Annotated in this window: 8 protein-coding genes; 5 read left to right on the plus strand and 3 right to left on the minus strand. The window is 58.5% G+C overall.

Annotated elements, in window-relative coordinates:
• Position 1 precedes the first annotated feature (1 nt).
• Positions 2 to 2,758: a ribosome-associated ATPase/putative transporter RbbA gene (gene rbbA / locus YA0848_RS05595; RefSeq protein WP_060765596.1), complete on the minus strand. Its 2,757-nt coding sequence runs from the start codon at positions 2,756 to 2,758 to the stop codon at positions 2 to 4.
• Positions 2,755 to 3,825 (minus strand): HlyD family secretion protein, encoded by a 1,071-nt coding sequence (locus tag YA0848_RS05600; protein WP_060765597.1) that lies wholly within the window; start codon positions 3,823 to 3,825, stop codon positions 2,755 to 2,757. Before YA0848_RS05600 ends, rbbA begins: the two co-directional genes overlap by 4 nt.
• A gap of 424 nt (positions 3,826 to 4,249) precedes the next feature.
• Between YA0848_RS05600 and YA0848_RS05605 the strand changes: the two genes are divergently transcribed.
• Both YA0848_RS05605 and glgP read left to right on the plus strand, forming a co-directional pair.
• Complete coding sequence (locus YA0848_RS05605) at positions 4,250 to 4,894, plus strand: TetR/AcrR family transcriptional regulator (RefSeq protein WP_184316120.1); 645 nt, start codon at positions 4,250 to 4,252, stop codon at positions 4,892 to 4,894.
• Positions 4,895 to 5,069: 175 nt separating this feature from the next.
• Entirely contained in the window at positions 5,070 to 7,592 is a 2,523-nt protein-coding gene (glgP, locus tag YA0848_RS05610) for an alpha-glucan family phosphorylase (RefSeq protein ID WP_184316118.1), read from the plus strand.
• Between the two features lie 187 nt (positions 7,593 to 7,779).
• Here the strand turns inward: glgP and YA0848_RS05615 are convergent, their stop codons facing one another.
• Complete coding sequence (locus YA0848_RS05615) at positions 7,780 to 8,421, minus strand: TetR/AcrR family transcriptional regulator (protein ID WP_060765600.1); 642 nt, start codon at positions 8,419 to 8,421, stop codon at positions 7,780 to 7,782.
• 193 nt (positions 8,422 to 8,614) lie between these two features.
• Between YA0848_RS05615 and YA0848_RS05620 the strand changes: the two genes are divergently transcribed.
• Genes YA0848_RS05620 through YA0848_RS05630 form a run of 3 tightly spaced genes read left to right on the plus strand, consistent with a single transcriptional unit; the run spans position 8,615 to position 12,790 of the window.
• Positions 8,615 to 10,213 carry an MFS transporter gene (locus tag YA0848_RS05620; protein WP_060765601.1) on the plus strand — a complete coding sequence of 533 codons (1,599 nt, stop codon included), beginning with the start codon at positions 8,615 to 8,617 and terminating at the stop codon, positions 10,211 to 10,213.
• 4 nt (positions 10,214 to 10,217) lie between these two features.
• Entirely contained in the window at positions 10,218 to 11,369 is a 1,152-nt protein-coding gene (locus YA0848_RS05625; protein ID WP_057023564.1) for an HlyD family secretion protein, read from the plus strand.
• Positions 11,366 to 12,790, plus strand: a complete 1,425-nt coding sequence (locus YA0848_RS05630) for an efflux transporter outer membrane subunit (protein WP_057023563.1) — start codon at positions 11,366 to 11,368, stop codon at positions 12,788 to 12,790. The genes YA0848_RS05625 and YA0848_RS05630 overlap by 4 nt, the downstream gene beginning before the upstream one ends.
• Positions 12,791 to 13,138 lie beyond the last annotated feature (348 nt).

Consider the following 13,138-nt stretch of genomic DNA (forward strand, 5'->3'; position numbering starts at 1 on the left):
GTCAGCGATCTTGTTTCTTGAGCAGGGCAACCGTCAGCATCAGAATCAACGGCACGGCGACCAGCAGCGGCCAGAACTCGTTATGCAGGTCATCGAAACCCAGGGATTTACCGAATACGCCGCGACTGATATTGAGCATGTGCGTCGCCGGATAGACTTCACCCACGAATCTGGCCGCGCCCTCCAGCGACGACACCGGGTTGAGCAGTCCGGCCAACTGGATAGCCGGGATCATGGTGCCAATCATGGTGAAGAACATCGCAGCGATCTGGCTGCTGGTCAGTGTCGAGGCCAGCAAGCCGATCCCGGTGGCGATGACGTTATAAATCAACGCGGCCAGCAGCAGAGTCATGAAGCTGCCTTTGACGGGCACATCGAACAGCGTGACCGCCATCAATGTCATCAGCAGAAAGTTGATCATCGCCAATGCCACATACGGCAGCTGCTTACCCACCAAGAATTCGGTTCGCGTCACCGGCGTGACATATAAATTGATGATCGATCCCAGCTCTTTTTCCCGGACGACCGACAGCGCCGTAAGCATGGCGGGCAGCATAAGCAGCAACAGCGGAATGATGGCCGGGACCATGGCGGGCAGGCTTTTGACATCCGGGTTATAGCGAAACCGGGTCTGGATGCTGAACGAACTGTCGCTAACCGCTGTGCCCAGGCGATGCAAGGCCTGATCCTGCAGCCATGTCTGGTGCATGCCCTGTACATAGCCCAGTATCGTCTCGGCCCTGGACGGCATCGCGCCGTCAATCCACGCCGCAATCTGCACCGGTGCTCCCCTCTGCAGATCGCGCCCGAAACCTGGCGGTATCTCGATGGCCAACGTGATCTTCGAACTGCGCATGCGCTGGTCCAGATCCTGATAGTCGGCCAACGGCAGCATCTCCTTGAAATACCGCGAGCCGGAAAGGTTGAGCGCATAGTTGCGGCTCAGTTCGGTCTGGTCATGGTCCAGCACGGCATAACTGAGGTTTTCCACATCCATACTCAGACCGAAACCCATCACCAGCATCAACACCAGTGACCCTATCAGGGCCAGCGTCGCACGCACGGGATCACGTTGCAGTTCCAATGCTTCGCGCCACAGGTAGCTGAACATGCGATTGACGCTGAAACTCGGCTGACCCGCGGAATTGGACGGCTTGAGATTGACCGCAGGTGAAGGGGCCTTCGCCGGCTCTTCTTCCGACTTGCCTGCTGCCTCTTGCAAGTAAGCGATGAAGGCCTGCTCCAGTGAGCTGGCTCCACGCTGCTCAACGATATTGCCAGGCGTATCGCTGACCAGCACCTTGCCCGCGTGCATTAACGAAATGCGATCGCAACGTTCAGCCTCGTTCATGAAGTGGGTGGAAATGAAGATGGTCACGCGATCGCGCCGGGACAGCTCGATCAGCAGGTTCCAGAAGCCGTCGCGCGCAATCGGGTCGACGCCTGAAGTCGGCTCATCGAGAATCAGCAACTCGGGCCGATGAACCGTCGCAACCGCCAGAGACAGGCGCTGGCGGATCCCCAGCGGCAGACTTTCTGGAAGACTGCCCAGCACCTCGCCGAGGCTGAAGCGTTCGGCAAGCTCGTTGATCCGCGGGCCGATCTGCTCTTCAGGCATTTGGAACAGCTGCGCGTGAAGTACCAGGTTTTGCCGAACGGTAAGCTCGCTATAGAGCGAAAACGCCTGCGACATATAACCGACTCTACGTCGTGTACCGATGTCGTCGGGGTCGACTTCGCGTCCAAACAGACTTGCCGTGCCCTCACTGGCCGGCAACAGCCCCGTCAGCAACTTCATGGTGGTGGATTTACCGCAGCCGTTGGAGCCAAGAAAACCAAAGATTTCGCCGCGGCGAATACGGAAACTGACATGATCCACCGCCACGAAATCACCGAAGCGAATGGTGAGATCCCGGGCTTCAATAGCGATCTCGGGTTCAGCGACGTTCTCCAACGGTTCGATATGCACCGGTTGGTGACCGCGACGCTTTTCCTCCGGCAGCAAGGCGATAAACGCCGCTTCCAGATCCCGGGATTGGGTACTGGCCAGCAATTGCTCGGGCGAACCGGTCGCCAACACCGTGCCGGCGTCCATCGCGACCAGCCAGTCAAAGCGCTGCGCCTCATCCATGTATGCGGTGGCAACAATGACGCTCATTCCTGCCCGTTGCTGCCTTATGCTACCGATCAGGTCCCAAAACTGGGCCCGCGCCAGAGGATCCACGCCGGTGGTAGGTTCGTCCAGAATCAGCAGATCAGGGTCATGAATCAACGCGCAGCACAGGCCCAGCTTCTGTTTCATGCCGCCTGACAACTTGCCGGCTGGACGGGTGAGGAATGAGTACAGCCCTGTGCTGCGGGTCAGGTCATCAATACGGCGACGGCGCTCCGCGGCGTCATGACCAAACAGGCGGGCGAAAAATTGCAGGTTTTCTTCGACCGAAAGCGTCGGGTAGAGATTCTTGCCCAATCCCTGTGGCATATAGGCAATACGTGGGCAGACCCGATTGCGATGGGCAACCTGGCGCATATCGCCGCCCAGCACGCTGACCTGGCCCTGCTGTATCGCCTTGGCTCCCGCCAGAAGCGACAGAAGGCTGGATTTACCGACACCGTCCGGGCCGATGAGCCCGACCATTCGGCCTGCGGGAATATCCAGAGTAATGTTGGCTAATGCCTGGGTCTTACCGTAGGTCAGCACTACGTCCCTGACGCTGGCGACGCCAGGCAACGGATCGCCTTGGGGTTCGTCCGTCATTTAGAAACTTTCACAGCCAGTTCAACTGGCCAGTCGGCTTGCGGGTCAAGCTTGACCCAGGCCACACCGGGCAGACCGGTCTTGATCTGTGTGAGGTTGCGCAGTAAAAGGTCCCGATCGATCTGCGCCTTGACACGAAACATCAGCTTCTGACGTTCGCTGGCCGTTTCAACGGTCTTCGGGGTGAATTGTGCAACGCTGGCGACGAACGAGACCTTCGCCGGTATGACGTACTGAGGTGCGGCATCGAGAATGATGCGGATATCGCTGCCCAGCGCGACCCGCCCTGCCACACTTTCCGGGAGAAAAAACGTCAGGTACACGTCGGAAAGATCGACCAGGTTGAGTACCTTGCCGCCCGCCGCCAACACTTCGCCCGGCTGAGCGACGCGGTACTGAACGCGCCCGGCGCGTGGCGCGACCAGCTGGCTATCGGTGATGTCGGCCTCTATTCGAGCAATCGTGGCCAGGCTCGCCGTCACCGCCGATTGCGCGCCCACGACCTCGGCTTGAGCAGCCTCAATATTGGCTTGAGCCGCTGCCACCTGAGCCTGAGCCGCCTTCAGTGTCGCCTCGGCGCTTCGTACGTTCGCTCGGTCATCGTCATATTGCTGAGTCGACAAAGCGCCTTCACGGGACAACATTTCGGAACGTTTCAGTCGGCGCTTCATGGCGTCAAGTTCGCTTTCGCGTTGAGCGATCAGCGCCTCGGCAGCCAATTTGTCGCTTCGACGTACCAATACCTGTGCCTTGGTGCCCAACACGGTGTTGATCGCCTGCTGATGCTGAGCGACAGCCTCGTCACGCTGAGCCGTAAGCGTCTGGATTTGCATGCTTGCCAACATCTGTCCGCGTTCGACGAAGTCACCCTCCTGCACCAGGATGTCATCCACACGACCCGCAAGTTTTGCCGAGACATCCACTTCGGTGGCCTCGATACGCCCGTTCCCGCTGACAAACCCATCGCCAAACCCGACAGGGTTCAAGGCCTTCCACATAAACCAGCCTGCAACCAACACAACGACGACGCCCAGGGGCACTAACAGCTTATTGCCAGGTACTTTCATGAATAACGACCTTAGTCCTTGGGCTTTACGTTCAATTCAGGCGTTCGGCAGCCATAGCGAAGTGGCCTGGTCTGCGCTTGTGCGGCGTACAAAGCGACTCGGCTGCAATGCATGGGAATAGGTCCGCCCACTGAATCCCCTAGCGAGTTCAAAAGTGTTCGATTCGCGCAACGGCAACGCGCAAGTCTCAAGCAATATCCGTTTCCAGCTGCAACGAGCGAATGTGGCTGCGAATTCAGGTCGGGAGTTGGCTGCCCCTGAAACGACAGCGGGTCAGCCTCGTTTCGGGCCCTCAACAGTGAGACGCCCCCACGCTCCGGTGCTAGGATTAGCCCACCATGAAAATTAATTCATCTGGTGTTGATTAAAGCGTCGCTTCGCCGCACATGTCAACCGATCCGTCTAGATCAGGTATATCCACCGAATGCCCAACAAGCTTACCAAACGCCGAGGCAGGCCGCCCAAAGCCGACGAGGTCAAACCCGATGCCATTCTCCGGGCGGCATTGACGTGCTTTGCAACGCACGGTTTCGAAGGTGCCAGCCTGCGGCGTATCGCTACCGCGGCGGACGTCGATGTGGCCTTGATCGCGCATCGCCATGGCGCAAAGCTGGAGCTGTGGAAAGCAGTCGTGGATGACATAGCAAGTAAATTTGTCCTGGAACTGAGTCGATCACGAAGTCCCGCCGAATTCGCGGATGGAACGTCCATGGACCGACTTCAGCTTGCGATTGACCAGATGATCGACTTTTCAGCAGATGCACCGGAAATGTCGATGTTCGTCATAAAGGAAATCGCCCAGAGGGATGAAAGATTCCACTACGTCTATGAGCGCCTCATCAGGCCCGCACAAGAGGTCTTGCTGCCAACCGTTGAGCTCGCAATCGCTGATGGCTTTCTTGAAAACGTTGATCCCGAGCTGTTTTTCTATAATGTCTCCGGTGCTATTGCCCTGACAGTTTCGATGCGCTCTTTGGTCGGACAGCTCGACGGTAATGCATTCAGCTCTGAACATTTTTTGCCCGGCATGAAATCGCTATGGAGATCACTTTTTCAGCGGGAAATTTGAATACGCAAGCTGCATGTGCAACCTAATCGTCGGTCATCACAGGCGACACACTCAGGCGTTTACGCCGTCAATGCAACGGCGTGCATTCGGTTCTTCCGAGCCGTGAGACAGGAGAAATAGTTCAACACGCGTAACCGCCCTTTACCAAGCTAGTGACACGCACCGGAGAGGCTTTATGGCGCTGGAAAAAAGTATCGAAAAGCTGCGCATGGACCTGGATGAGCTGGCATTCGACCTGAGCATTACCTGGTCGAGTTTGAACGACATGATCTGGCGGCTAATGGACAATGATCTATGGCTGCTCAGCCGCAATCCTTGCCTGGTGCTATCCAGTGTCAGTGACGATCACATTGAGGGGTTGCTGCGACAGCCGACGTTTCGTGCACATTTGCAGCCGCTTTCGCAGACCCGCTACGACGAATTGAACACGCCAGGCTGGTTTCACCAAAGCCATCGGCAAGAACAAGCCTGCTGCATCGCGTACTTTTCCATGGAGTTCATGCTCAGCGATGCACTGCCCATTTATTCCGGCGGGTTGGGAAACGTGGCCGGGGATCAGCTCAAGGCGGCCAGCGATCTAGGCGTGCCGGTCACGGCGGTAGGCATGCTCTGGCAGCACGGTTACTTTCGTCAGGAGTTCGACAGCCAGGGACATCAGCAAGCGTTGTACCCGGTCAATGACACCCGACAGATGCCCGTAAGGCCGTTGCTCGATGGCAGCGGAAACCCGGTGCGGCTGGCCTGCCATTTCCCCGGTTGGACCATCTGGTTACGTGGATGGCAAGTCAATGTCGGACGTAACCGCCTGCTGTTGATCGACACCAATGACCCGGCCAATCCGCCGCCAGTGCGCTTGATCGCCGGCGAACTCTATGGCGGCGATCTGGAAATGCGTCTGCGCCAGGAACTGGTTCTCGGCATTGGCGGCTGGCGTCTGCTGGAGGCCGCCGGCGTCGAACCGGACGTGCTGCACCTTAACGATGGCCATGCCGCATTTGCAGTGCTGGAGCGTGCGCTCAGCTATCAGCGCAAACACAATGTCGACTTCGAGGTAGCCCTGACAGCCACTCGTGCAGGCAACCTGTTCACCACCCATACGCCGGTCACCGCCGGCTTTGATCGTTTTCCGCCAGCGCTGATCGAAAAGTACCTGGGCCATTACATCCAGCAGGAGCTGGCACAGCCCGTGGCACGAGTGATCAGTCTTGGTCAGGAACAGCCCGGAGTGCCTGATTCGCCATTTAACATGGCTTGGCTTGCCAGTCGTGCCGCGGGGGCGATCAATGCAGTGAGCGAACTGCATGGCGCCACCAGCCGACGCATCTTCGAACCGCTGTATCCGCGCTGGCCAGCGGCGGAGGTACCCATCGGCCATGTCACGAACGGCATTCATCTGGCGACCTGGATAGGCGCCGATGCACTGGAGGCCTGGAAACACTGGCATAAGGGACAACCCAGCGGGGGTGAACCGGAACTGAGCGCCGAGCAGGCGCTGAGCAGCTTCAGTGATCAGGACCTCTGGAATATCCGCCGCCGGGCCCGGAGTGCATTGCTGGACTATAGCCGTGATCATCTGGCTCGTCAGCGAGCGATTCATGGAGCATCGCTGCAACAGATCGACGCGTGTCAGCAGTGGTTCGACCCCGATGTTCTGACCTTGGGTTTTGCCCGCCGCTTCGCCACCTACAAACGCCCCAACCTGTTGCTGCATGATCCACAACGCTTGCTCAATCTGATCCAACATTCACGATGGCCGGTCCAGTTGCTGGTAGCAGGCAAGGCGCATCCTGCAGATCTGCAGGGCCAGGCAATGCTCGCTCAATGGCATGCCTTCATTCGCGACACCGACAGCCAGGGGCGCATCGCCTTTCTCGACGATTACGATATGCGTGTGGCACAGCATCTGGTAAGCGGTGTGGACGTCTGGATTAACACCCCAAGGCGTCCATGGGAGGCCAGCGGCACCAGCGGCATGAAGATCCTGGCCAATGGGGGTCTGAACCTGTCGCAACTGGACGGTTGGTGGGCAGAAGCCTATGAGCCAGGGCTGGGTTGGGCCATTGGCGATGGTAGCGAGGAGCCCGAAGCCGATCCGGGTGCAGATGCCAGGGACGCTGAACAGCTATATCAACTGCTGGAAAACGAGATCATTCCGACCTTCTATGAGCACGACGCCGATGGACTGCCTCGGCGCTGGATCCAGCACATCCGCAGTAGCATGAGCAATCTGGTGCAGGAATACTCCGCCGACCGGGCGGTACGCGAGTACACCGAGCGCTACTATCTGCCAGGCGCCCTCCGCTACCGTGAGCGGACGAAAGAGCGTAGTGCCGTGGCGAACCTGTTGAGAGATCGACTCACGTCCCTGGATGAACATTGGGACGAGATTAAGATACTCGACACTCGGATCACCCGCGGGCCGGCACTGACGTACAAGGTGGAAGTGGCAATCGATACTGGCGCTCTACCCGTAAATGCTCTATGCGTACAGTTGTATGCGGAGCAACGCGGTCATGCGCCCGCGCAAGTGCTGGACATGACGCTCAAACCGGCCGATGAGCATGCCCAGACGCGGCTCTACGTTGTGGAGGCGCGCGGTGACCGGGAGATAGAAGACTTCACTGTCCGCATCATTCCCGGCAGCGAATATGGCCTGGCGGTGCCATTGGAAAGTCAACGGGTTCACTGGGCAAGCTGACACCAGGCAACGACGCGGTACTGCAGTTCTCCGAGAAGGCCCGACCGAAGCACGAATCGTTGGATTACGGTTTCCGCCGATGGTCTTCTATTCACCGTATGCCTGTACGGGACAATCCACCTTCCGGGATTGCGGCACACATCAGACTCACGACGGCATTCGGTACACCCATGTTTTGGGCGCACATCTACCCAGTTACTTTATGAAGTCCTTCCAGGGCTTTCAGGTAAGCGGTCAGAGCTCTCGGAAGCTCTTCAATCAAGATACGCCTGGACAACGCATTATTTTCCTGCGCGATCTGAAAGGCGCCCATGGGCAGCCCTATCAATGCCAGGACGTAAGTTTGGCGTGCCTCGGCAGTCACATCTGGCAATCGGATCTGAAGCACCCGTGCGTAGATGCCTTCGATCCGCAGGCGCAGATCAGGGTTACTCAAACGATAAGTGCCATCGAGCGGAAAGATTAATGAAACCAGGTCCCGATGCTGCTCGGTATAGCGCAGGATCGGAACGATCAGTCGAGCGATAACGCCCTCTACGCTTTCGTCGACCCAGACACTGTCGTCGATGGCCATCAATTCGTCCGTAATGACCGCCAGCGACTGTATATGGCGTTCACCCAACGCTTCCAGCACTCGCTGCTTGTCTGAAAAGAAATGATAGAGCGAGCCAATCGATGTTCCAGCTTCTCGGGCAATGCCATGCATCGTCACCTGGGCGGCACCTTCGAGCAGGATCAAACGGGCGCAAGCGTCCAATATCGCCGATACCCGCTCGCGGCCGCGGGCTTGCTGAGGGGGACGGGATGAAGAGGGTTTCTTGTCAGTCATGGGAGAGATACATGATTTGGCCGTCCATTATGACCGATTTGATATCGTCGTAAAATGAACTAATACTCGACTCACCCGTCTAGTATCCCGCAAACTGAACGGCACCTTCGCCCATAACGGTTTATCGAGATTACTGCGCTTGGCTGAGTACCTTGAACCGACGCCAAAATGGGAAGCGCATGAACGGCCATCGATGCCAGGTTCTCCTTCCACCCCCTATCACAGCCCGCTCGTGCGATTGGCCTATGCGCTTGTTGCGACGTTGCTGGGCATTACAGGGGGATTAGGCAACGCACTGATCAGCGCCAACCTTGCCAATATCCAGGGGCATCTGGGATTGACCCCCTCCGAAGCGGCCTGGTTGCCGGCTGCCTACCTGATGGTGAACATCTCTACCGCATTGCTGTTGGTTAAGTTTCGCCAACAGTATGGTCTGCGACGTTTCGCTGAAATTGGTCTGCTCGCCTATGTCGTGCTCACGGTTGCGCATGTATTCATCGACGGCTTCACCATGGCGGTATTCGTCAGGGCCGCCAGCGGTTTTGCCGGGGCGACCGTCAGCACCCTGGCCGTGATGTACATGTTGCAGGCATTTAAAAAGGCTGCAATGGGGAGCGCCCTGGTCCTTGGCATCGGTATCTCTCAATTGGCCACGCCGCTCGCCTGGCTGATCTCCCCCGCCTTGCTCGACATGGGCGAGTGGCATCGTCTTTATGTCTTCGAGGCGGGCTTGGCGCTGTGCTGCCTGGCCGCCGTAGTGGCGCTCAAACTGCCGCCCGGCGTGCAGATCAAAGCTTTCGAACCACTGGACTTTCTCACTTTTTTCCTGCTCGCCCCTGCGCTGGGTTTGTTTGCTGCGGTACTGACCCAGGGCCGCGTCCAGTGGTGGAATACCCAAACGTGGATAGGCTATGCCCTGATCGCGGCCATTGTATTGCTGACCGTGGCCGTCATGATCGAGCACCAGCGCAAGAACCCGTTGCTGCAAACCCGCTGGCTGGCTTCGCTCGAAACGATACGTTTTGCCTTGGGCGCGCTGATGTTGCGCTTCATCCTTTCCGAACAAACCTATGGCGCGGTTGGCCTGTTACAGAATCTGGGCATGGCAGCCGATCAATTGCAGCCCTTGTATGCAGTCATGCTTGCAGGGCTTGTGGCGGGGATACTCGTCAGCGCCCTGACGTTCAGCGAAAAAGCTGCCGTACCGCAGATTCTGGTGTCTATCGTGCTGGTCGCGGTGGGCAGTTTCATGGATGCCGATGCCACCAACCTGACACGTCCGCAAAATATGTTCCTCAGTCAATTCCTGTTGTCGGTGGCCGCAGGGATGTTCATGGGGCCTTTGTTGCTGATAGGCGTGATGAGTGCGCTGAAGAATGGGCCTCATTACATGGTCAGCTTCGCTGTGCTTTTCTCGCTCACTCAAAGTATCGGGGGGCTGGCGGGGCCAGCAGCTTTAGGCTCGTTTCAGGTCCTGCGGGAAAAGTTTCACTCCAGCCAGATCAACGCGCACATCGACCCCACCAATTCCGTAATCGCGCAGCGTCTGCAGATTCAGGGACAGATCTATGCCGCGACTCAGCCTGATCCCGCCCTACGCAATGCGCAGGGCATATCCCAGCTAAGCCAGGCCGCTACCCGAGAAGCCAACGTACTGGCATTCAATGACGTCTTCCGGGTACTGGGTGTGCTGACCATCAGTTTCCTGTGTTGGTCATTGGTGCACACCGCCCGTGCTGCGCGTAAAGCGACACCGCCGCCGCCCGCCACTCCCTCCTCCGCAGTTGTGTGACCTTATGAGCCAGACCGATCCGACGAAAAACCTCGAAACCTCAACCCCTCCCAGCGATGCAGCCGATGCAGGTGGCGCGTCGGTCGATCCGCCGAAAATCATCAAACCGAGCCGTACGACCCTGTGGTTGATGGCGGGCGGGGCGGGCGTTGGCATCGTCCTGGTTCTGTATGCCTGGCAGTTCTGGCCGTTCAACAGCGCAGTGATGACCACAGAGAATGCCTATGTTCGGGGGCAGATCACCGTCATGGCGCCGCAGGTCAATGGCTACGTAGCGCAAGTGCTCGTGCGGGACTTCGAGGTGGTCAAGCAGGGAAAGGTGCTGATACAAATCGACGACCGTATTTATCAGCAGCGGGTTGAACAAGCGGCAGCCGATCTGGACGCTCGCAAGGCGGATCTGGAAAACTCGCTGCAAACCCAGGCGTCGGATCAGGCGACGCTGGCGTCCAGGCAGGCGGAGATGTTTTCGGTGGAGGCCGAATTTGATCGTGCCAGAGCCGACGAAGCGCGGGTCAATGAACTCGCCTCGCGAGGTTCGGTGTCTATCCGCGAACGTGACCAGATCCGCGCTACCGCCCGTGCTGCGGGCGCCAATGTAAAAAAAGCGCGAGCCGCAATCGACATCGCCAAAGAGACGGTGAAATCCACCCAGGTTTCGCGAGGGGTATTGGAGGCTGCCGTCAGGAGCGCGCAGGCCGCCCTGCACCTGGCGCAGATCGATCTGGAAAACACTCGTATCCGCGCTCCGCGTGATGGTGTGCTCAGCGAGGTCTCGGTCCGTCTTGGACAATACGTCAGCGCCGGCTCGCAATTGCTGTATCTGGTGCCCGAACAGCTTTGGGTGGTGGCCAATTACAAGGAAACCCAAGTGAATGGCATGCTGGCGGGGCAAGCCGTAACCCTCGACGTGGACGCCCTGGACGGCGCGCGACTGAGCGGGCGCGTCGAGCGGTTCGCTCCGGCCACAGGTTCGGAATTCAGCGTCTTGCGGCCCGACAACGCCACCGGCAACTTCACCAAAGTCGCTCAACGCATTCCCGTAAGAATCGAGCTGGACGCCAACCAACCGATGGCCCGGCGCCTCAGGCCCGGAATGTCGGTCGTCGCTCATGTCGATACGGCCAGCGTAGGCGACGAAGGTAGCGCGCCATGAGTCGGTCAGCCTCCTGCCCGTGGCAACACCTCGCGCTCGCAACCCTTGTCGCGCTGGCAGGTTGCGCACCCGCCAAGGCACCTGCGCCAACGCAATCCAAGGTCTTCCCCCCTTCGCAGTGGCGAGGTCAAACCCAAGCCCCGGCGCCTGTCTCGGCGCAGTGGTGGCAAGCCTTTAATGACCCCGTCCTGAGCCAACTGGTCGATGAGGCGTTGACGCATAACAACGACGTGCTCACAGCGGTCGCACGCGTTGAGGAGGCGCGTCAGCAGATCGGCCTGGCTCATTCGGCGCTGTTGCCTACGCTTGACGGGACACTGAGCGCTCAGACGACACGTAACCTTGGTCTGACCGGCGTGACTCACACCCGATCGGTGCAACCGGAAATCCAGGTGGCCTATGAGTTAGACCTTTGGGGGCGCCTGCGCAACCTGGACAAGGCGGCTCAGTTGCAATACCAGGCCACCCGCACAGACCTGGACAATATTCATCTGTCGGTCGCGAGCACGGTTGCACGCGCCTACATTACCCTGCTGTCGCTGGACACCCAGCTCAAGGTCACTCGCGATACTGCCGCGTCGCGCCGCGATGCACTGATAGTCGCTCAGGACCGCGCCAATGAGGGCTATACCTCGCAGTTGGAACTGACCCAGGCGCAGTCCGAGTATGAATCCGCCCAGCAGATGATTCCGCAACTGGAACAATCGATACGCCAGCAGGAAAACGCCATCCGCCTGCTGACAGGAACGCTGCCGGGCTATGTGTCCCGCGGCAGCCTGTTCCAGAACGTCGTCCCTCCTTCAGTGCCAGGGATGCTGCCAGCAGAATTGCTACGGCGCCGTCCGGATATCCAGCAAGCGGAGCTTATGGTGGCGGCTTCGGATTACAACCTGGAGGCACGTCGCGATGAGTACCTGCCTCAAGTGCAACTCTCGGCAGGCTTCGGTCGACTCTACGTCAACGCTCTGGACTTCGATCCGGTCAAGGTGTGGGATCTGGGCGCCAGCGTACTGGCCCCAATCTACAGTGCCGGACGGCTTGAAGCACAGGTTGGGGTGGCGACGGCGCAACGAGATCAGGCCGCTTACAACTATCGCGCTGTCGCGCTCAACGCATTCGGCGAAGTGGAAAACTCGCTGTCGGCGGTCAAGCGCTTTGAAGAACAAATCGAATGGACACGCACCCGGATACACACGCTGGGCCGTTCATTGGATATCGCTCAAGATCGTTATCAAGGTGGTTATTCCTCCTACCTGGAGGTGCTCGACGCCCAGCGCAATCTATTCAACACCGAGTTAGCGGCGATTCAGGTCAGAGAGAGTCAACTCAACAACGTTATTTCGCTATTTCAGGCACTCGGAGGAGGTTGGCCTGGCTCGAATCTGAACCAGGCCGCAACAGCGGCGAGGGATGCAAACTGAATCGATGGGCGGCGTGCATTTGTTGTAGCGCATCGCTCATCTCCGACACAAGTGTCACAGCCTCGCTAATACTGACCGCAGACAGGCTTCCATCTTGGTAAGCCTTGTGCCGTAGGGATAGCTGGTTGGCGTTGATGCCGTTGCGCCGGGCTACCAATGACACTCTTTGCCCGGATTCAGGACCTATCGAACATGGCCAGCTTCTGGTCGGCACTCCAGTGGAGTCGGCATTCCTGGCCGAGCAGCTCGCACCCTTGTCGTTTTAGTCGCACTCACCGTTGTTCCTCACTTTGGCTTTCTCAAAGCCCTTCTTCCCTGATCAGTGATCGAAGGAGTCATGCCGCAGGT

Source organism: Pseudomonas sp. S4_EA_1b (genome assembly GCF_016307435.1).
In the GTDB taxonomy this organism is placed as follows: Bacteria; Pseudomonadota; Gammaproteobacteria; order Pseudomonadales; family Pseudomonadaceae; genus Aquipseudomonas; species Aquipseudomonas rhodesiae.

Excerpts from the sequence above, each read along its gene's own strand:
- YA0848_RS05630 (WP_057023563.1), top strand. The coding sequence starts at position 11,366 with ATGAGTCGGTCAGCCTCCTGCCCGTGGCAACACCTCGCGCTCGCAACC.
- YA0848_RS05615 (WP_060765600.1), bottom strand. The coding sequence starts at position 8,421 with ATGACTGACAAGAAACCCTCTTCATCCCGTCCCCCTCAGCAAGCCCGC.
- YA0848_RS05605 (WP_184316120.1), top strand. The coding sequence starts at position 4,250 with ATGCCCAACAAGCTTACCAAACGCCGAGGCAGGCCGCCCAAAGCCGAC.
- YA0848_RS05600 (WP_060765597.1), bottom strand. The coding sequence starts at position 3,825 with ATGAAAGTACCTGGCAATAAGCTGTTAGTGCCCCTGGGCGTCGTCGTT.
- rbbA (WP_060765596.1), bottom strand. The coding sequence starts at position 2,758 with ATGACGGACGAACCCCAAGGCGATCCGTTGCCTGGCGTCGCCAGCGTC.
- YA0848_RS05620 (WP_060765601.1), top strand. The coding sequence starts at position 8,615 with ATGCCAGGTTCTCCTTCCACCCCCTATCACAGCCCGCTCGTGCGATTG.
- YA0848_RS05625 (WP_057023564.1), top strand. The coding sequence starts at position 10,218 with ATGAGCCAGACCGATCCGACGAAAAACCTCGAAACCTCAACCCCTCCC.
- glgP (WP_184316118.1), top strand. The coding sequence starts at position 5,070 with ATGGCGCTGGAAAAAAGTATCGAAAAGCTGCGCATGGACCTGGATGAG.